Source organism: Microbacterium sp. NPDC077644, from assembly GCF_040702785.1.
Lineage (GTDB): Bacteria > Actinomycetota > Actinomycetes > Actinomycetales > Microbacteriaceae > Microbacterium.
The window spans coordinates 190,661-209,106 of the sequence record NZ_JBFBME010000001.1 but is presented as its reverse complement, the minus strand read 5'-3'; the positions used below and the strand labels follow the sequence as shown (position 1 = coordinate 209,106).

Sequence of the window (18,446 nt, the reverse complement as noted above, 5' to 3'; positions counted from 1 at the left end):
GCGCACCGACCAGCGCCTGAGGACTCCGTGACCGCCACTCAACTCGCCATCGTCATGCCCGCCTACAACGAGGCCGAGGGCATCCGAGGGTTCATCGACGAGATCCGCGAGCACGTCGCCCCGCTCGCAGAGCGCGTCTCGTTCTTCATCGCCGATGACCGCTCGACCGATGACACGGCTCGCGTCTTCGACGGCGTCGCCGGCATCGAACTGCAGACGCAGCCGACCAACCGCGGCCACGGGCCCACCGCCCTTGCCGCCTACAGCCTCGGACTGGCATCCGACCCCGATCTCATCGTGCACGTCGACGGCGACGGCCAGTTCCGGGGCGAGGACTTCGTCCGCGTGATCCGCGCGATCGAGACGACATCGGCTGACGTCGTGCACGGGGTCCGCCGTGGGCGCACCGACCCCTGGTACCGGCGGGCTCTCACGGCGTGCGTCGGGCTGCTCGTCGCCGCGGCATCCGGCCGTCGCATCCCCGACGTCAACACTCCCCTGCGCGCATATCGTCCCGCCGCCCTCCGGGCCCTCGTGGATGCCGTCCCCGCCGACGCCTCCGTACCCCACGTGCACTTCTCGCTCGCCGAAGCCCGCGGCGGCTTCGAGGTCCGTTACGTGCGCGTCGCCAGCATCCCGCGCCGCGGACAATCGCAGACCGGCACGATGTGGGGCCGGGCCGCCGGGCTGCGCCTGCCCCCCAAACGCCTGCGCCAGTTCGCTGTCGCTGCGCTGCGCGAAGCGTGGATGCTGTCGCTGCGCCCGTCCGCACCGCTCCGCGCTGTTCGACGACCGGCTCCTGTGGACTGAGCGATGAAAACGGCGCGCTCGATCCTCTTCTGGGTGCTGGCTGCGGCTCTGTTCGCCGGGCACCTCGTGATCGCATGGAACAGCCTGGTCGTCTGGCGCTTCTGGGAGGACGAGGCGTTCAACCTCACCGTCCCGCAGAATCTGATCGCCGGGCTCGGCTACACGAGCGACGGCACGCTCTCCGGCTCGACGCTCACGCCGTTCGACCCGCGCATCTCCACCGGCGCCGCGGTCCTGCTCCCGGTCGCGGCCGTGCTCTCAACAGGCATCGACCCGGTGATCGGTGCACGCCTCATTCCGCTGGCGTACTGGGCGCTGCTGCTCGTGGGGCTGGCGGTGCTCGGCCGCCGCATCGGCGGACGGTGGGCGGCTCTCGCCGCCGTTGCCGTCCCGCTCGCCTTCACCACCGGCGCCGGGAACTCCCCCATCCAAGGGCCGGCGGATCTGCTGGGCGAGATCCCCGCGGCCGCTCTGCTCGTGTGGGCGCTGATCGTGCTGCCACGGCGCGCGTGGCTCGCCGGGCTCCTCGTCGGTCTCGCCGTGCAGGCGAAACTCATCGCCCTGCTCGCAATGCCGGCGTTCGCCGTCGCGCTGTGGATCAGTGCGCCGGGCGCGTCTGTGCGAGAGCGGTTCGTGGCGACCCTGAAGCGATCGTGGGTGCCGCTGCTGTTCGTCGCTCTGCCGACGTTCCTGGTCGAGGTGTTCGCGCTGGTCTCGCTCGGGTTGGACGGATACATCGGGCATCTCCGCGAGCTCGCGTGGTTCGTGCGCAGCGGCGGTCAGAACGTCGAACCCACGACGGTCGCGCAGAAGCTGGCGACCCTCGCCGGCTCATGGTCGCTGCCGGAATGGGCGGCCGTCGTGCTCGCGGTGATCTCGGTGATTCTGATCGCCGGGGCGCTGTTGACGACTCGAGGTGATCCCTCGGCACACACCGTCGGACTGTACCTGTGGCCCGCGGCTGTCGGCGCACTCGCGTTCGTCGGATGGTGGGCCACCGCCTCGCACCTGCCACTGTGGGTGCGGCATCCGGCTCCCGGCGTGTTCGCGTTCTTCCCGATCCTCGCGGCCGCGACTGCATGGGCTTGCGGAGTGCTGCTGCAGGGGCGGACGACGCGCGTGCTCGCTGTCGTCGCGGCATCCGCCCTCGTCGTCGGAATCGGCACGGGTGCGGCGCTTCACGCCGTCACGTCGACCACCGCCGAGCGCTGGGAGACGCTCGCCGCCCAGCGCGCTGCCGTCGAGCCGCTCGCCGCGTGGGTCGACGAGAACGACGCGGCGTGGCTGGCCGCGCAGCCGTGGGGCGCCGCGGTCTCGGCGATCGTCCTGTCGGGGGCGCACGTCGGGCTGTTCGACGCCCCCGAGATGGACGGCATCCCGCGGCTGACCGGAGGGGAATGCACGACCGAGGTTCTCGCCGACAGCGGACCATACCGGATCTGCGCCGCGGAGTGACGTTCGGGCGACCGTGTGGACACGGGATCATCCCCGTATCCGGAGGAGATCGGATGGGGCATACACCCTTCGCGACGTCATCTTCAGAATAAACCGCTGAATGTCTATGCATCCCACGCCGGGTTGGGCTAGTGTGATCGGCATCCGAACTGCAAGACAGTGAGCATCGAGTGGGATCGATGCGAACAACCGTGATGTGGGATCACGTGTCTTGCAACCGTCGCAAGGGGTTGTGACGCTCGGATGCACCGTGATGTGGGATCACGGTTACTGGGGATGAAACTGGGGAAGCAATGTCGCACTGGGGTATGCGTGCATGCACTGCTCAGCGTGTTCGGACATGACGTCCGTAGAGAACGCTCTGAGCCTTACACGCGAGGAACTGGCCGTTTCGGCAGCCGTTCCGCGCGTCCGGGTCGAGACGACCACGGCAGCAATGCCGCGCGTCTCGGCGACGCTGGAGCACCGTCTGCACTGGGAACGGGCGCACCGCGTCCGCCTCGGCCTGACGGATGCTGCCGTGATCGCGATCGCCACAGGCATCGCATCCGGAATCCAGCTTCATCTAGGTGAACCGCCCGCGGATGTCGTGACGCGCGCTGCGCTGTTGGCGGGAGTGTGGTTCTCCACGCTGCTCGCCATGCGCACGAGCCTCACGGCTCTGTTCGGCTCGAGCACCGCCGAGTACCGAGGCATTGCGCATGCCTCCGGCCTCGCCATCGGACTGATGGCGGTTCTGGCCGTTCTACTCGACTGGGACTCGATGCGGCTCACCGTGCTCATCACCCTCCCCACGGGCCTGCTCGGCCTTCTGATGAGTCGGTGGTCGTGGCGGCGCTGGTTGAGCATCCAGCGCCGCCATGGCCGTTTCACGTCGCGGACCCTCGTCGTAGGGAACCGAGATGAGGTCGAGTACGTGGTGCGCGCCCTGGAGCCGATCGGCACCGCGGGCTACCAGATCGTCGGCGCCACTCTGCTCGACGGAAACGCCAGCGAACTGGACCTGGGCCGAGCCACCGTGCCGGTGCTCGGCAACCTCAACACCGTCGCACAAGCCGCGGGCGATCTGATGGCCGACACGATCATCGTGGCGGGCCGCCCCGAGCGCGACCCGGACTTCATCAAGCGCCTGGGCTGGCAGCTCGAGGGCACGGCAGCGGAACTCATCCTCTGCGACCGGCTCGCCGATGTCGCGGGGCCCCGACTGAGCTTCGCACCGGTCGACGGTCTGCCGATGATCAAGATGCAGATCCCGACCTACGAAGGCGCGAAGCACATGCTCAAGCGCGCACTCGACATCGTCGTCTCGGCGTTCGCACTCATCCCGATCATCGTGATGACGCCGCTTCTGGCGCTGCTGATCAAGCTGGATTCTCCCGGCCCCGTGTTCTTCTTCCAGGAACGCGTGGGCCGGGATGGGAAACCGTTCCAGATCGTGAAGTTCCGCTCCATGCACGCGGATGCCGAGCAGCGTCTCGCCGCCCTGAAAGATGCCAACGAAGGCTCCGGACTGCTCTTCAAGATGAAGAACGACCCCCGCATCACACGCGTCGGCCGCATCCTGCGCAAGCTGTCCTTCGACGAACTGCCGCAGTTCTGGAACGTGCTCGCCGGCGAGATGAGCGTCGTCGGCCCGCGGCCGCCGCTGCCCAGCGAGGTCAGCGACTACGACGGAACCGTGTCACGACGGCTGTACATCAAGCCCGGCATCACCGGACTCTGGCAGGTATCCGGCCGCAGCGACCTGAACTGGGACGAGAGCATCCGTCTCGACCTGCGCTACGTCGAGAACTGGTCGGTGATCACCGATCTGCAGATCATGTGGCGCACGGCCAAAGTGATCTTCGCTCCGAAGGGAGCGTACTGATGACTCTCATCGATCGCGTCAGCGGATCCGTTTCGGGGTCTCTGGTCGCCGGCATCCCGTCTGTCGACATCGACGGGACCCCGGTTCACCTCATCGACGGCGAAGACGCTCGCGGCATCATCTCGGACGCATCCGAGCACGTCAGCACCAAGCCGCTCGCCGTCGTCTCGATCAACCTCGATCACGTGCACCATTTCGGCGCCTCGCAGCTGACAGCACGGCATGTCGAACCCGACCCGGTCTGCGATGACCTGGAGTGGCTGAACGTCATCGACGGCGCACCCATCGCGGCGCACGTGCGGCGAGTCAGCGGCATCCCCTGCCCGAAGCTGTCCGGCAGCGATCTCATCGGCCCGGTGCTCGACGACGCCCAGGAACAGGGCCTGTCCGTCGGCGTGATCGGCGGGATGCCCGATGTCACGGCTGCTCTGCGTGCACGATTCGCAGCGGACTGGCCGCGGGTGCGGTTCGCGGGGCACTGGACTCCCAGCCGCGAAGCGCTTGCGTCGCCTGCTGACGCGAGCCGGATCGCGGCAGAGATGAAGGCCGCCGGGGTCGACATCCTGCTCGTCTGCCTGGGCAAACCGAGGCAGGAGAAGTGGATCGCTCAATACGGACAGGCCACCGGAGCCGGTGCTCTGCTCGCCTTCGGCGCCGTCGTCGACTTCCTCGCCGGGCGCGTCTCGCGCGCACCATCGTGGATCTCGGATGCCGGCATGGAATGGGCCTGGCGGCTCATGCTCGAGCCGAAGCGACTCGCACGCCGGTACCTGATCGAAGGGCCGCCCGCCTACCTCGCGGTGCGGCGCTCGATCGGCTCGCTCACGCTTCACCCCGACGAATCGCGCTGATCATGAGCATCACGACGATGCCGCGTGAACAGCCACGCGAGCAGTGCTCCGATCGCGGCGCCGGCGCTATTGGCGATCACATCGCGCAGGCTCGGCAGCCGATCCGGCAGCAGGATCTGCACCAGCTCCGCCGAGACCGACAGCAGCACGGACACCAGCACGCCGATCCACGCCCTGCGCAGCAGCAGCACCAGCAGGAATCCGAGCGGAACGAACAGCACCACGTTCGCGGGGGCCTCCAGCCAGCCCTGGTGGAAACCGCTCCAGCCGAGGTCCTCTCGGATCCAGCCGACGACGGCACCCAGGATCCTGCCGGGGCCGACCGGCGAGAGCAGCAGCACCACAGCGCCCAGCGCGTATATGCCGAGAGCCCAGCCGGCCCATCGGCCACGGCGGCTCGGCGAGGACATGCAACGAGTGTGGCACACGCAGCGGTCACGGCTTCCGTCATCATCCCGGCGCACAACGAAGAGGCGGTGATCGCCCGCACGCTCGAACCGCTGGCGGACGCCGCAGCCCGCGGTGCGCTCGAGGTGATCGTCGTGTGCAACGCCTGCGCCGACCGCACCGCCGAGATCGCCGGAGCGTTTCCCGGCGTCTCGGTGCTCGAATCCGGCATCCCGTCGAAGACGCATGCGCTCAACCTCGGAGACGAGACCGCAACCTCCTGGCCGCGCATCTACCTCGACGCCGACATCGTCGTGTCGGAGCAGAGCATCACCGCCACGGCGATCGCGCTGTCGACACGGAGATGGCTCGCCGCGCGACCCCGGTCGGAGTTCGTCATGACGGGCACCGGCCCGATGGTCCGGGCCTACTACCGGGCCCGGTCCCGCATGTCATCGCTCGGCCGCGCCATGTGGGGCGCCGGCGTGTACGGACTCTCCGAGGAAGGGCATCGGCGGCTCGGGCGCTTTCCGGACGTCATCGGTGACGATCTGTGGGTCGACCGGTTGTTCGCGCCCGACGAGAAGACCGTGATCGCGGCGGAACCCGTCGCCGTCCGCGTGCCGCGCACGATCTCGGCGCTCGTCGCGATCAGCCGCCGCAACGTCAGCGGCGCTCGCGAGGCCGGCCCCTCGGTCGGCCCGGACGCGACCTCCGCGTCGGGGCAGGCGGCAGTCGATCAGCATGATCCGGCGGGCGTGCTGCGGGAACTGCTCGGCACGATCCGCTCTCCGCTGACAGCCTTCGACGCGATGGTCTACATTGCCATCGCCCTCTCGAGCCGGCTCGGACGCCACAGCCGACGGTGGGAGCGTGATGACACTTCTCGCGCATGACGACACGTCCTCGCGCGTCGCAGCCATCATCGTCACCTACAACAGCGCGCCGACGCTGCCGGGTCTGCTGGCATCGCTGGATGCCGCGACAGCGCCCGTCCGCGCGATCATCGTCGACAACGGCTCAGCCGATGAGACCCTCGCTGTCGCGGCACGCGAGCCGCGCGCTCTGACCATCGCCACCGGGGCGAACCTGGGCTACTCCGGCGGCATCAACGTCGGCCGGCGCTACGTGCGGGACGGCGAGCACATCGCGATCCTCAATCCCGATCTGACGGTCGAGCCGGGAGCGCTCGAGCGGCTCCTGCAGGCCATCGACGCGGATCCGGCAGTCGGGATCGCGGTGCCGCAGTTGCGCGGGCTCGACCACGACGAGCGCTTCGACAGCCTGCGTCGCGAGCCGTCGGTGACCAGGGCGCTGGGCGACTCGATCTTCGGCAACCGCTGGCGAGAGCGCCCATCGTGGCTCGCCGAGACGCTGCGAGCCGACCGCGACTACGGCCGATCGCACGACGTCGCCTGGGCCGGAGGGGCGGCGCTGCTGATCTCGGCCGGCTGCGACCGCCGGGTCGGCGAATGGGACTCGGCGACCTACTTCCTGTACTCCGAGGAGACCGACTACGCGCGGCGCGCCCGCGACGCCGGGTACTCGGTCCGCTACGTGCCCGAGGCGATCGCGCGCCACGAAGGCTCCGGCTCCGGGCAGCCGGCGCCGCTGGTCGCACTCATCTCGGTGAACCGGATCCGCTACTTCGAGCGCCTGCACGGGCCGACCCGCACTGCGCTGTTCCGCGGCGCCGTCGCCGTGCAGCACCTGCTCCGGCCGCACGATCCGCGCCACCGTCACTCGCTGCCGATCGTGCTGAATCGCGCGCGCTGGGGCACCCTCCCGGCCGGCGACCCGGAGCCCACGACGTTGAGCGTCCACTCCGCCTCTGCCTCTGCCAGCATCCACGGAGAATCATGACCGCCGCGAAATCCGTATCCGCTCCGCGCGTGATCACGCTGAACTTCCACGGCATCGGCGCGCCGAACCGGGAGCTCGAGCCCGGCGAGGAGCGCTTCTGGATCACCGAGGACGACTTCCACGGCATCCTCGACGTCGCCATCGCGCACCGGCGTCACGTCGAGTTCACGTTCGACGACGCCAATGAGTCCGACTACGCGATCGGACTGCCGGCGCTGCAGCAGCGCCGCGTGCAGGCGCGGTTCTTCGTCATCACCGACCGGATCGGCTCCCGGGGATCGCTGAACGCGACGCAGATCACCGAGATGTCTCAGTCCGGCATGGGGTTCGGCACCCACGGCGCCAGCCATCGGCCATGGCCGGAGCTCGCCCGAAACGGAGAACTGCACGGCGAGCTCGTCGCGTCATCGCGGATCCTGCAGGACCTCTCAGGCCGCCCGACCCGGCATGCGGCGTTCCCGCAGGGGCTGTACGGCCGGGCCGTGCTCGCCGAGCTGCGCAGACACGGGTTCCTGCACGTCTATTCGGTGGATGAGGGCTGGGCGCGCTCGAAGTCGTGGCTGCGGACGCGGTACTCCGTGATCGAGTCCGACACACCGGACAGCATCCGCGCCCTGCTGGACTCCCCCAACCTCACCGCCGGACGATGGCCCGTGCGTCCCGCCAGACAGGCGGTGAAGAGATGGCGATGACACCGCATCGGCCCACGGTCCTGGTGGGCTTCGCGCAGGCGTTCGCTGCGATCGAGGCAGCCTGGTCCCTGCAAGAGGCAGGGATGCAGGTGATTGCATTCGCGCGGCGCGGCACCCGCAGTGCTCTGCGCCGGGTACGGGATGTGCACATCCACGAGGTCACGCCGCCCGAAGAGAGCGTCGAGCAATGCCTCGCGGACCTGCGGATGCTGGTGGAGCGGGTCGATCCGGATGCTGTGTTGCCGCTCGACGACGCAGCGCTCTGGCTCACCTCCTGCATGGTGTTCGACCGAGCCGTCGTCATCGGCCCGTCGCCGGACAGCGCGGCGGTCGCTCTGGACAAGAACGCTCAGATCACGGCCGCACAGGCTGCGGGGCTGCTGGTGCCGCCGACGCGCCTCGTCCGCTCGGCAGCAGACCTGACGGACGACTTGACCTGGCCGGTGGTCGTCAAGCCCGCCGAGGCCGTGCGTGCGGATGGGGACCATCTGGTCAGGCCGCGCGGAACCATCGCGGCCGACCGGGCGGAGCTGGACGAAGCGCGATCGGGACTGAGCGACGGGCCGCTGCTCGTGCAGCCGTACCTGCACGGGACCGGCGAGGGCGTGTTCGGGTACGTCGATGACGATGGCGTGGCGGCGATCAGCGCCCACCGGCGGGTGCGCATGGTGAACCCGCACGGTTCCGCATCCTCGGCGTGCACCTCGATAGACGTCGCGCCGGAGATCGAGCGGGCGGTGCGGCGCCTGATCTCGGACCTCGACTGGCGCGGGCTGTTCATGGTCGAGCTGCTGCGCGACGAAGTCGGCACCGCGTGGTTCATGGAGCTCAACGGGCGAGCGTGGGGCAGCCTTGCGCTGGCGCGACGCCGCGGGTTCGAGTACCCGGCCTGGGCGGCGCAGTTTGCGATGGGACTCCCGCAGGAGCCACCGGCGCCTGCCGCCCCCGCATCCGTGACGGCACGTCATCTGGGACGCGAGATCGCGCATCTGCTCTTCGTCCTTCGGGGGCCGCAATCGCAGGCGGTCGCCGGCTGGCCCGGCACATGGGCAACGGTCAGAGACCTGCTGCGCGTATCGCCGGGCGACCGCCTGTACAACTGGAACGCGCACCGCCCGTCCGTTCTCGTCAGCGACACCATCGGAACACTGGCCGAACTCGTCGCGGGAAGAAGGGTGAAACGATGAGGGAGCTGCGTCTCGCACCGCACATCCATTCCTCGTTCTCGGACGACTCGGACTGGGAGCTGCCCAGATTGATCCGGGCGCTGCGACGGGCGGGATTCGACGGCGCCCTGGTGTGCGATCACGACAGGACGATGGATGCCGGCACCTGGGCGCGGATCCAGCACGAGTGCGATCGGCTGGGCGATGACACCGGCTTCCTGCTCGTGCCAGGGATCGAGTATCAGGATCCCGACCACATCGTGCACCTGCCGGTATTCGGTCGGGCGCCCTTCTACGGTCGCTCCCCCATCATCGACGACGTGGTGCGGCGAGCGCGTGAGGACGGCGCAGCGGCGATCTTCGCCCACCCGCAGCGGCGAGAGGCGTGGCGCCGGTTCGACCCGGCGTGGGCGCCCTACCTCACCGGCATGGAAGCGTGGAATCGCAAGTACGACGGAGTGCGCCCGAACACGTGGGCCCTTGCACAGGCGGAGCAGCTCGGACTGCCCGCGACCGTCGCCCTGGACTGGCACGGCACCCGGCAGTTGTACCCCCTCGCACTCCGGGTGCCGTCGCCTCCTCGTGGAGACAACCGGCAGCGCAGCGACGCGGTCGTCTCATCGATGCTCGCCGGGCGCATGCGTGCGACCGCATTCGGCATCGACGTGGCGCGCTTCGATCAGGGCCCTCTGGGGCGATCGACCCGTGGATTCGAGTCGCTGCGGACGTGGGCCGCCCCGAAGGTGCGGCAGATCGAGAACTCGCTAAGGGGGCAGTCATGACCAGCGTCGACCATCTGATCCTGACACGGTTCAATCTTCCGACGCCAGGACCCGAGAGTCTCGTGCGGGCACAGGACGGCTGGCTGCAGAATCGTGTGGGGCTGTTCGAGCGGCACACGGTCGCCACCATGCGCGCGCAGACCTGCCGGGATTTCACCTGGGTCATCTACTTCGACCCGGAGAGCCCGAGATGGCTCATCGACCGGCTCGCCCCCTTCGTCGCGGAGGGACTGTTCGTGCCGATCTACCGCGAGCAAGTCGGCTGGGAGGACGTCGTCGGCGATGCCCGCTCGATCTTCGCGGACCGCGGCGACCTGCTGCTGACGACGAATCTCGACAACGATGACGCCGTGGCTGCCGACTTCGTCGACCGTCTGCAGGATGCCGCGCGACGGCATCCCGATCATGCGATCTATCTCCGCAAGGGCCTCATCCTGCAGGGCGATGCGCTGTACGTGCGCGACGATCCGGACAATGCGTTCTGCAGCATCAGCGAGACATGGGATGCCCCGATCACGGCCTGGCGCGATTGGCACATCCTGCTGCGCGAGCACCTGCCCGTGGCGAGCCTGGACGGGCCGCCCGCCTGGTTGCAGGTCATCCACGGCCAGAACGTCAGCAACCGCGTGCGCGGGGACCGGGTCGACCCCGGTGCACATCGAGACGCGTTCCCCGGGCAATTGGATGCTGTGCCGGCCGCATCCGCCGCGGGCGTCTGGCTCGACCGCGCGGTGAAGCGGCCCCTGCGCGGGGCGCGAGACCACGGCAGGAGCCTGGTCAAAAATGTGATCCTGCGCGTCGGCGGCAAGGACTCACTCGATCGCGTGAAGACCACAGCGCGCCGCCTCCACGCCTAGCGCCCGCCCCTGAGCCGCGTGCTCGATCCCTGAGCCGCGTGCTCGATCCCTGAGCCGCCTGTTCGATCCCTGAGCCGCCTGTTCGATCCCTGAGCCGCGTGTTCGATCCCTGAGCCCGTCGAAGGGTCGCCGACGCCCCGCCGGGCGCTTCGACAGGCTCAACGACCGGCACGAAAGACCCCCGCCAATAACGCGATCCCTGAGCCTGTCGAAGGGTCGCAACACTCCACAGATCCTGCATCCGCCGCCCCAGTGCATGTCCGATCCCGCCAGACTGCTCGCATGCCATGGATGTACGTACTGAAATGCGCTGACGGTTCGTACTACACCGGCAGCACGGGTCCCGATGTCGTAGCCCGCGTCTGGGAACACAACCACGTCGACGAGAAGGCTGCCGCGTACACGCGAAAGCGTCGGCCGGTGGTCCTCGTCTACGCCGAAGAGTTCGATCGCGTCGATGAGGCGTACTTCCGCGAGAAGCAGGTCCAGGGCTGGTCGCGTCAGAAGAAGGAGGCTCTGATCGCCCTGCGCGGTGAAGACCTTCCGCGTCTGTCCAAGAATCGATCGGCCCCGCCGGGCGCTTCGACAGGCTCAGCGACCGGCCCACGCCCACGCGATCCCTAGGGCGTGTTGATCAAGAAGGTGCGGGGTGGCCAGCCGCCGCGAGTTGCGCGGGAGAATGGGCGTGTGAAGATCCAGGTGCTGCATATCGAGGATTGCCCGAATTGGCAGGAGGCGGGCGATCGAGTACGGCTGGTGCTCGACTCGATCGGACGGGGCGATGTTCCGGTGGAGTTCGTGTTGATCCGCACCGAGGCTGAGGCGGTGAGCTCTGGTTTCGCGGGCTCGCCCACGATTCTTCTGGACGGTCAGGACTTGTTCCCGTCCCAGGGGAACACTGCCGACTTGGCGTGCAGGGTCTATCTGACCGAGCGCGGCTTTGCGGGTGCGCCGACGGTGGGACAGCTTGAGCGCACGCTGCAGGAGCGCGAAGCGCTCAGCGGAGATCGGTCTTGATCCAGATCAGCGCCGCGGCGAGGCTGACGGCGGCTCGGTAGTTGCGGGCGAGTTTGTCCGAGCGCATCGCGATGCCGCGCCACTGCTTGAGACGGTTGAAGCAGCGTTCTACGACGTTGCGTCCCTTGTAGCGTTCCTTCTGCTTGTCGCCGAAAGCGATCGGCCGGCCCGGCTTCTTGCGGCGGTGCGCGATCTGGTCGTCCCGCTCGGGGATGGTCGCCGCGATCCTCCGGTCGCGGAGCCAGGCGCGGTTCGCCCTTGAGGGGTACCCCTTGTCGGCGAGCACCCGGTCGGGGCGGGTGCGGGGGCGGCCCTTCCCGTCGCGGGGAACGCGGATGTTCTCCAGCACCGCGCTCATCATCGTGGTGTCGTTGATGTTCCCGGCGGTGATCATCATGCTCAGCGGCCGGCCGCGGCCGTCGCAGACCAGGTGCAGTTTGGTCGTCAGCCCGCCGCGGGAGCGTCCGATCCCGTGATCAGGCGGCTCGGACCACGGATTCTTGTGATTCGGCACAGCCCCCTGTGTCCCGGGCGAGGGTCGCGCCGTGCTGATGCACGCGCGCGATCGTGGAGTCGATCGAGACGACCCAGTCGATTTCCCCAGCGGCGTCGGCCTGCTTCTGCACCTCGGTGAGCAGCTTCTGCCAGGTGCCGTCCCCGGCCCACAGGTTGAACCGCTTGTAGATCGAGTTCCACTTCCCGAACCGTTCCGGAACGTCACGCCACGGCGCACCGGTCCGGTACTTCCACGCCATCCCCTCGATAGCGAGCCGGTGATCCGTCCACGGCCGCGACCGACCGGTCACCGTCGGCATCAACGGCTCCATCACGGCCCACACCTCGTCAGAGATCTCCTGTCGCGTCACCGTTCAAGACTCACCCACCGAGGAGCGGAACCTCTTGATCAACACGCCCTAGCCGCGCGTTCGATCCCTGAGCCTGTCGAAGGGTCGCCCACATCCACGCGAGCCCTAGCCGCGCGTTCGATCCCTGAGCCTGTCGAAGGGTCGCCCACATCCACGCGAGCCCTAGCCGCCTGTTCGATCCCTGAGCCCGTCGAAGGGTCGCCCACGCCCACGCGATCCCTAGCCGCGTGCTCGATCCCTGAGCCCGCCGAAGGGTCGCACGACGCGCGCCGGACTCATCGCACGGCGCTGCTCGCCCGCTTCGGGCCGGCGAACGCCGCGGTACGTCCGTCACCGGAACCTGCCCATTGCAGGGTCGACGGAGCGATCATCGCACCCCGCGATTCGGCCCAGCTCACCGTGCGGATCGCACCGCACAGGCCGAACACGAGGAACATGAGGCCCGCCGCGATCGGGAATGCCAGGCCGTCGAAGAAGGCCAGCAGGAGCCCTGCGACCGCCGTTGATGCGGCGAGTGCCCGCCCCATGAGCCGGATGTCCTCACGCTGCGAGCGATGAGCAGCCGCCGCCGCGCTCCAGATCGCCGTGACGAAGATCGCCGCGAATACGAGCGTTCCCAGAATCCCCGTCTCGATCAGGATGCCGAGCCACTGATTGTCGAAGATGAAGTAGCGGGGCAGGAGCGTCCCCACACCCACTCCGACGAACGGCGAGGCGCTGAGGAAAACAGGAGCAAGAGCCATTCCTGCCTGCCTCGACTGAGTGCTCGAGTCCTTCCCCACTCCGAGGAACATGCCGAGGATCGTGCCATACAGTCCCGGAGTCGCGATCACGACGACGACGGCTAGAACCGCGCCCCCGACGATGATGAGCGCACGATACCGGCGAGGCAGTGCGGGAATCATCAGGACCACCGCGACGGCGAATCCGATCAGCGTCGATCGTGACACCGCCAGGAAGGACGCCATCGCCAAGGCCGCGAGGAAGATCCACCAGCGCAACCGCCGCGACTCGTGCCTATGCCCCATCCGCAGGATCGCCACCGCCAGCGCCAGAGGAACGGCGATGGACAGCGCCGTTCCGTACTCGAGCGGGTGGGTCGCCGTGCCGGATGAGCGCAGGAACATGCCCCGAGTGTCGATACCGCCCGCGGATTCGGAGAGCCCCGGGATGCCGCTGAACACCTCGAGGAAGCTCTGCCCGGAGATGAACTGCACGATGCCGAGCATCGCGAGCAACGCGCAGGCGATCACGATGCGACGGACGATCGTGAGCAGTTCCGTCATCGACCGGATCCCGTCGATCGCGACGAGCATCACCCCGGTCCATGACACGAATCTCAGGATGGCGGAGATCGCCGGGCTGACCTGGTCACTCGGTTGCCCCCGCAGCAGTGCGACCGCGAAACCCACCAGGGCGATCATGAGGAAGACACCCAGTGCGATACGCACGGGCTGACCGATCATCTCGACCGTCCGGCGCTGAACCTGCAACTGTGAGAAGACCCACCAGATGAAGAGCACGATCCCCCAGAGGAATTGCGGCCGGCCGTACGCGCCGAGCGCGCTGATCGCCATATTGGAGGGGAATCCGACGAGCAGGACGAGGTAGATCGTGAGCATCGTGACCGCAGAGACCCCGCTCTGACGCATCCCGCGATGCGCGACTGCGGGGATCGGCGACGGCACCGCCACGTTCACGCTCATGATCTGCTCGCGGCGGGAGCCCTGCGAGGACGCCCCTTCTTCGTGCCCGACTCGAGCTCCGCTCCCTCCGCATCGTCATCTGCGTCCACATCTGTGTCGGTGGTCGCGTCAACGTCCTCGTCGAGCGCAGCGGTGTCTGACACGGCATCCCCATGAAGCTCGTCCTCGCCGTCGAGCGCGTCGGCGTCGAGCGTGATGTCATCGAACTCAGCGTCCTCTGTCGTGCCGCTCGCGCTCCTGCGCTCCGCGGCCGATGTCGATCGTCCACGGCGTTGCGCGCGCGAGCGTGCGAGACCGTCGATGAGGGCGATCGCCAGCAGGGTGAGCGCAACCGTCCCCGCGCCGGCGGCTCCCGCTGCGATCAGACGGCTCTTCTGCTCGACGGCCCCCTTGTCGTCGGTCGTCAGCGTCACCAATGTGATCCGATCAGCCGCCGCGATGTTCTCGGTGCGCTGCACGTCGAGCAGAGTCTCCTCCGTCAGCCTGAGCAGATCCTCGACGACGTCCGCGGCGTCGGCATCGTTCGACGAGGTGACCGAGATCAGCAGGACCGGGCCGGAGCTGTAAGGGTCGCGCGTGATCACGATCTCCATGTCCGGGTAGTCGTCCTGCACAGCGGCGAGCACATCCGGTGAACCCATCTTGCGCACCAGCACATCCGCTGCCTGAGAGAGGCCGCCGACATACAGGAACGGATTGGCGTCCTCGGGGATCGTGCCCGATCCCGGAAGCATCAGCTGTGTCGCAGTACGCACGTACTCGACCTTCACCAGGGTCCACGCGCCAAACGCTGCCAGCCCGGCGATGACGAGTCCCGCCACCAGCACGTACCATCGTCGCCCGAGGGCCCCCATCATGTCCGCGACGTTCATGTCACACAACCTCCTCCGCGGAACGATGAGATCGCGCCGCCGTGAATCGATGTCTCCTATGTCTTCTGTCCCACCACGCGGCTGCGAACACCGCCACCATGGCCCCCGCGACGGCTAGCGCCGCGAGAGCGATGATCTGAGATGACCGGCTGGGGACGATGTGCTCGATCTGCTCCGACAGGGGCTCGACCGTGTAGACCAGATGCGACGCTTCCGGGATGCCGATGGCCTCCTGCTGCGCGTCAGCGGCGTCGAACACGCGCGCAACCGTGGAGTCCCGCGTTTTCTCCACCCATTCGTACGTCGGTCCGACCACCTCGACGGTGACCTCCGCCCGCCGGTACACGACGTTCCATTGACCGCCGACGTCGGGCACCCCGACGAAGACCCCCTGCCGCACGCCGATTCCGTATGCCCGCGCATCGGCGTCGGAGTACTGCGGACGTTCGACGTTTCCTGCGACCTCACCGGCGACCGTCGCCGCGAACGTGATGATCCCGGGTTCCGATGAGCCGTCGTCGGTGAGATCCGTCCCGTCCGGCAGTGTGAAGGCGATCAACGTCCGAGTCGTGTACACCCCGGAGGTGGACAGGAGGAACACCGCCGCCGTCACGGTGGCGACGAGCATGACGATGACGATCGCCCATCCCCTGCGCAACATCTGCAACAGGTCGCGAATGATCATTGATTCCTCCCCAGGTCTGATCGGTCTTCGCGGACTACTCGACGGAGATCTCACCCCCTTGACGCACCATCGCGTGCACGGCTTCCCTGACCGTGGCGGCGAAATCATCGGCCCGATGCTTCGCGACGACGTCATCGCGCCCTGCACGCCCGAGCCTTTCCGCGTACTCCGGATCGGCGAGCAGTCGTTCGACGGCATCCCTCAGCGCACGGGAGTCCTGCGCGGGCACGTACAGCCCGTTCTCGCCGTCCCGTACCACGTCGACCTGCCCTTCGGTCCGCGTGACGATGACGGGACGAGCCATCGACATCGCCTCGAGCAGCACGCTGATGCCGGCGTTGTTCTCTGCAGGGGTCAGCGGAACCACGACCACCGCCGCCCTCGCGTAGGCGCGTCGAAGGTCAGTCGGATCCAACGATTCCACCGTCACGCCCTGCGGCAGCGACAGCTCCTGTGCGTCTGCGAGCCGCGTGCGGAATCCGTTGAACACGCCGATCCGCGATGCCGCGATCACCGTCGGGATCGCGAGGCCGTCCACCCCGTCGATCAGCGTCTCGAAGTCGCGCTGGGTCTCGCCGGCCGAGAACAGGATCGTGCGGTCCGCCGTCATCGGGGCGAAGAACTCGTCGTCGACGGGATGCTCGATGAAGCGGACTTGCTCGGGAGAAAAACCGATACGAGCGATGGCGAACTCGCCCTGCACGGAGCTCCAGGTCAGTATCCGATCGATGCCGCCCCTCACGACACGCAAGGGCACCCGTACGATCGGCTTCGAGATCCAGTCCATGATTGCGACGTGCAGCGGGCGGCGCCGGCACAGGAGCAGGATCCCGGCGATCGCGACACTGTACTTCTCGGCCCATGAAACGACGATCTCGTAGTCGCGTCGGCGCCGCATGACCTCAAGGGCGAGGGCGATGAACGTCGGCAGCCGGCGCAGGATCGCACCGCGCAATCCGGGGATGCCGGCGATGTCCGATTCCCCGAGCAGGTCGAATCCGAATGCTTCCTCGATGAGCACACGGCGTGGGGCTGCCCCTTCGAGCTCACGTTCTCTTCGCATCACGCGCGGCAGGGACGAGTTCCCCTCGGTGCGGACGTAGAGCACGCGCGGCGCATCCTGAGCCTGGCCGGTCATCGCAGCGCCCGTTCCCGGCTCGCGAGCCCGGCCTCGTCGAGCACATCGAAGAACTGCGCGGCCCGTTCGCTCCAGTCGTGATCGCGGGCGAATCCTGTGCGGCGCATCCTGTCCGCGGCCGCAGGTCGACCCTGCTGCCATAGGTCGCGCGTCACGTCGGCGAACGCCGCCGGATCGTCTTCGATGCGGACGTCGTCGCAGTCGAGCCACCGAATCGCCGGCAGATCCGTCGCGACTACCGGCAGGCCGGCCGCCAGATACTCGACCGTCTTGAGGGGGAAGCTTCCCCGGTTGAACTGCGAGTGGGTGTAGGGCACGATCCCTGCGGAGCATCGTGCGAGCACTGGCGGGAGCTGGTCGAAGTCGACGGCTCCCAGATACTCGACTCGACCGGCATCCTGCAGGGCGGTCAGCGCGTCGCGCGCTTCGGCGGTGTCGATCTGCCCGGCGATGAGCAACGGCACCCCGGACCGGACGATGCTATCCAGGATGCCGTAGTCGATCCGCGAGTTGAGCGTTCCCATCAGAACGACCGGGTGATCGTCGCCGGGAGCCTCCCCGACTGCGCCGGCGAACAGCTCGGTGCTGGCACCGAACGGAATCAGGCTGACCTTGTCGTGTCGGTCCTTCAGTCGCTCTGCGACCAGAGGGTTCGCCGCGACAACCGAACGGCTGCGTCCCAGTAGCATCTGTTCGTTCCGTGCGAGGACGGCAGGGTCGAGACCCATCATCGGAGCGAGCCCCTGCCAGTCGTCCTGAGCCCAGTAGACCGTCGCGTCCTCACCGATGAGACCGGAGACCGGGTACAGCACGTTCCCCTCGAGCAGCACGACTCGAGTGGCTTCCAAGCGGCGCAGCACGCGTCGGATCTGCCAGGCGATGAGACGGCGACTCAGGAGTGTCATCAACGCCAGCCGGACGAACGGAAGCCGGATCGGGCGGATCACGATCACCTGCACATCATCTTCGTCGATGGTCGGGCGCCTGAATCCGGATGGATCGACGAAGACGACCCGCACGCGCGTGGAGAGGGCCGCCGCAAGCTGGTGGTCCGCCATTCGCTTGTCGGACCAGCTGTTCGACGCGGTGATCACCACGACGTCGTCTCTGTTGTTCAGCACGTGTGCCACCGTTCCTCCCCAGTTCCGGTCAGCGCGAGCGGGTTCAGCCGTTGGATGTCTCGATCTCGGCGAGTCCGACGTTGCGGGTGCTGTCCGATACCGCGGTCACTGTGAACAACAACGACGTCGTCGCCCGCGCCGGGAACGCCACTACCGTCGCCGACCCGTCGTTGTTCAGCGCCGGAACCTCAACCGTCGAGCCGTCCGAGAGCGTTAGAACACCGCCTGTGATGTGATCGGACTCGTTCGGCCGGTCGTATAGCACCACCCTGTCGATGATCTGCGACGACGACCACGACAACAGCAGCCAC

General features: G+C 67.9%; 20 protein-coding genes. 12 read left to right on the top strand and 8 right to left on the bottom strand.

The window, feature by feature from the left end:
* The first annotated feature begins 27 nt into the window (after positions 1–27).
* The 4 genes from AB0269_RS01095 to AB0269_RS01080 all read left to right on the top strand — a co-directional run bounded on the left by AB0269_RS01095 (position 28) and on the right by AB0269_RS01080 (position 4,983).
* A complete protein-coding gene (locus AB0269_RS01095) occupies positions 28–810 on the top strand; it encodes a glycosyltransferase family 2 protein (protein WP_366209335.1) in 783 nt (260 codons plus the stop codon).
* Positions 811–813: 3 nt separating this feature from the next.
* Positions 814–2,265, top strand: coding sequence for a hypothetical protein (locus AB0269_RS01090; RefSeq protein ID WP_366209334.1), 1,452 nt, complete (start codon positions 814–816; stop codon positions 2,263–2,265).
* 340 nt (positions 2,266–2,605) lie between these two features.
* Positions 2,606–4,132, top strand: coding sequence for a sugar transferase (locus AB0269_RS01085; RefSeq protein ID WP_366209333.1), 1,527 nt, complete (start codon positions 2,606–2,608; stop codon positions 4,130–4,132).
* Complete coding sequence (locus AB0269_RS01080) at positions 4,132–4,983, top strand: WecB/TagA/CpsF family glycosyltransferase (protein ID WP_366209332.1); 852 nt, start codon at positions 4,132–4,134, stop codon at positions 4,981–4,983. The genes AB0269_RS01085 and AB0269_RS01080 overlap by 1 nt, the downstream gene beginning before the upstream one ends.
* Here AB0269_RS01080 and AB0269_RS01075 read toward each other — a convergent pair.
* Positions 4,962–5,393, bottom strand: a complete 432-nt coding sequence (locus tag AB0269_RS01075; RefSeq protein ID WP_366209331.1) for a VanZ family protein — start codon at positions 5,391–5,393, stop codon at positions 4,962–4,964. The genes AB0269_RS01080 and AB0269_RS01075 overlap by 22 nt on opposite strands.
* Positions 5,394–5,402: 9 nt before the next feature.
* Here AB0269_RS01075 and AB0269_RS01070 point away from each other — a divergent pair, with 9 nt between their 5' ends.
* From AB0269_RS01070 to AB0269_RS01035, 8 genes are all read left to right on the top strand, one after another.
* Complete coding sequence (locus AB0269_RS01070; RefSeq protein ID WP_366209330.1) at positions 5,403–6,266, top strand: glycosyltransferase; 864 nt, start codon at positions 5,403–5,405, stop codon at positions 6,264–6,266.
* Positions 6,247–7,233: a glycosyltransferase family 2 protein gene (locus AB0269_RS01065; RefSeq protein ID WP_366210471.1), complete on the top strand. Its 987-nt coding sequence runs from the start codon at positions 6,247–6,249 to the stop codon at positions 7,231–7,233. The genes AB0269_RS01070 and AB0269_RS01065 overlap by 20 nt, the downstream gene beginning before the upstream one ends.
* Positions 7,230–7,925, top strand: coding sequence for a polysaccharide deacetylase family protein (locus AB0269_RS01060; protein WP_247962591.1), 696 nt, complete (start codon positions 7,230–7,232; stop codon positions 7,923–7,925). The genes AB0269_RS01065 and AB0269_RS01060 overlap by 4 nt, the downstream gene beginning before the upstream one ends.
* On the top strand, positions 7,922–9,112 hold the full coding sequence (locus tag AB0269_RS01055; RefSeq protein ID WP_366209329.1) for a hypothetical protein: 1,191 nt from the start codon (positions 7,922–7,924) through the stop codon (positions 9,110–9,112). Before AB0269_RS01060 ends, AB0269_RS01055 begins: the two co-directional genes overlap by 4 nt.
* Positions 9,109–9,873 carry a hypothetical protein gene (locus tag AB0269_RS01050; protein WP_366209328.1) on the top strand — a complete coding sequence of 255 codons (765 nt, stop codon included), beginning with the start codon at positions 9,109–9,111 and terminating at the stop codon, positions 9,871–9,873. The genes AB0269_RS01055 and AB0269_RS01050 overlap by 4 nt, the downstream gene beginning before the upstream one ends.
* Positions 9,870–10,730: a glycosyltransferase gene (locus AB0269_RS01045; protein ID WP_366209327.1), complete on the top strand. Its 861-nt coding sequence runs from the start codon at positions 9,870–9,872 to the stop codon at positions 10,728–10,730. Before AB0269_RS01050 ends, AB0269_RS01045 begins: the two co-directional genes overlap by 4 nt.
* Positions 10,731–11,021: 291 nt before the next feature.
* Positions 11,022–11,354, top strand: a complete 333-nt coding sequence (locus AB0269_RS01040; RefSeq protein WP_366209326.1) for a GIY-YIG nuclease family protein — start codon at positions 11,022–11,024, stop codon at positions 11,352–11,354.
* Between the two features lie 63 nt (positions 11,355–11,417).
* Entirely contained in the window at positions 11,418–11,747 is a 330-nt protein-coding gene (locus tag AB0269_RS01035; protein WP_026095586.1) for a hypothetical protein, read from the top strand.
* Here the strand turns inward: AB0269_RS01035 and AB0269_RS01030 are convergent.
* The 7 genes from AB0269_RS01030 to AB0269_RS01000 all read right to left on the bottom strand — a co-directional run.
* Positions 11,728–12,613, bottom strand: a protein-coding gene (locus tag AB0269_RS01030; RefSeq protein WP_366209325.1) for an IS5 family transposase whose coding sequence is annotated in 2 segments (ribosomal slippage) — positions 11,728–12,267 and positions 12,269–12,613 — 885 coding nt in all. Because the reading frame shifts where the segments join, the coding sequence is not laid out codon by codon here. The genes AB0269_RS01035 and AB0269_RS01030 overlap by 20 nt on opposite strands.
* 275 nt (positions 12,614–12,888) lie before the next feature.
* A complete protein-coding gene (locus tag AB0269_RS01025) occupies positions 12,889–14,319 on the bottom strand; it encodes an O-antigen ligase family protein (RefSeq protein ID WP_366209324.1) in 1,431 nt (476 codons plus the stop codon).
* Complete coding sequence (locus AB0269_RS01020) at positions 14,316–15,191, bottom strand: hypothetical protein (protein WP_366209323.1); 876 nt, start codon at positions 15,189–15,191, stop codon at positions 14,316–14,318. The genes AB0269_RS01025 and AB0269_RS01020 overlap by 4 nt, the downstream gene beginning before the upstream one ends.
* 1 nt (position 15,192) lies before the next feature.
* Positions 15,193–15,876, bottom strand: a complete 684-nt coding sequence (locus tag AB0269_RS01015) for a hypothetical protein (RefSeq protein ID WP_366209322.1) — start codon at positions 15,874–15,876, stop codon at positions 15,193–15,195.
* A gap of 34 nt (positions 15,877–15,910) precedes the next feature.
* Positions 15,911–17,014 carry a glycosyltransferase family 4 protein gene (locus AB0269_RS01010; protein ID WP_366209321.1) on the bottom strand — a complete coding sequence of 368 codons (1,104 nt, stop codon included), beginning with the start codon at positions 17,012–17,014 and terminating at the stop codon, positions 15,911–15,913.
* The gene (locus AB0269_RS01005) at positions 17,011–18,135 is read right to left on the bottom strand and encodes a glycosyltransferase (RefSeq protein ID WP_366209320.1); all 1,125 of its coding nucleotides are present in this window, start codon (positions 18,133–18,135) and stop codon (positions 17,011–17,013) included. The genes AB0269_RS01010 and AB0269_RS01005 overlap by 4 nt, the downstream gene beginning before the upstream one ends.
* A gap of 43 nt (positions 18,136–18,178) precedes the next feature.
* The coding region (locus AB0269_RS01000; RefSeq protein ID WP_366209319.1) for a hypothetical protein at positions 18,179–18,446 on the bottom strand (268 nt) is incomplete at its 5' end.

What these genes read in the sequence shown, in the direction of transcription:
- AB0269_RS01090 (WP_366209334.1), top strand. Translation starts at nt 814, where the DNA reads ATGAAAACGGCGCGCTCGATCCTCTTCTGGGTGCTGGCTGCGGCTCTG.
- AB0269_RS01085 (WP_366209333.1), top strand. Translation starts at nt 2,606, where the DNA reads ATGACGTCCGTAGAGAACGCTCTGAGCCTTACACGCGAGGAACTGGCC.
- AB0269_RS01080 (WP_366209332.1), top strand. Translation starts at nt 4,132, where the DNA reads ATGACTCTCATCGATCGCGTCAGCGGATCCGTTTCGGGGTCTCTGGTC.
- AB0269_RS01075 (WP_366209331.1), bottom strand. Translation starts at nt 5,393, where the DNA reads ATGTCCTCGCCGAGCCGCCGTGGCCGATGGGCCGGCTGGGCTCTCGGC.
- AB0269_RS01065 (WP_366210471.1), top strand. Translation starts at nt 6,247, where the DNA reads ATGACACTTCTCGCGCATGACGACACGTCCTCGCGCGTCGCAGCCATC.
- AB0269_RS01060 (WP_247962591.1), top strand. Translation starts at nt 7,230, where the DNA reads ATGACCGCCGCGAAATCCGTATCCGCTCCGCGCGTGATCACGCTGAAC.
- AB0269_RS01055 (WP_366209329.1), top strand. Translation starts at nt 7,922, where the DNA reads ATGACACCGCATCGGCCCACGGTCCTGGTGGGCTTCGCGCAGGCGTTC.
- AB0269_RS01050 (WP_366209328.1), top strand. Translation starts at nt 9,109, where the DNA reads ATGAGGGAGCTGCGTCTCGCACCGCACATCCATTCCTCGTTCTCGGAC.
- AB0269_RS01045 (WP_366209327.1), top strand. Translation starts at nt 9,870, where the DNA reads ATGACCAGCGTCGACCATCTGATCCTGACACGGTTCAATCTTCCGACG.
- AB0269_RS01040 (WP_366209326.1), top strand. Translation starts at nt 11,022, where the DNA reads ATGTACGTACTGAAATGCGCTGACGGTTCGTACTACACCGGCAGCACG.
- AB0269_RS01025 (WP_366209324.1), bottom strand. Translation starts at nt 14,319, where the DNA reads ATGAGCGTGAACGTGGCGGTGCCGTCGCCGATCCCCGCAGTCGCGCAT.
- AB0269_RS01020 (WP_366209323.1), bottom strand. Translation starts at nt 15,191, where the DNA reads ATGAACGTCGCGGACATGATGGGGGCCCTCGGGCGACGATGGTACGTG.
- AB0269_RS01015 (WP_366209322.1), bottom strand. Translation starts at nt 15,876, where the DNA reads ATGATCATTCGCGACCTGTTGCAGATGTTGCGCAGGGGATGGGCGATC.
- AB0269_RS01010 (WP_366209321.1), bottom strand. Translation starts at nt 17,014, where the DNA reads ATGACCGGCCAGGCTCAGGATGCGCCGCGCGTGCTCTACGTCCGCACC.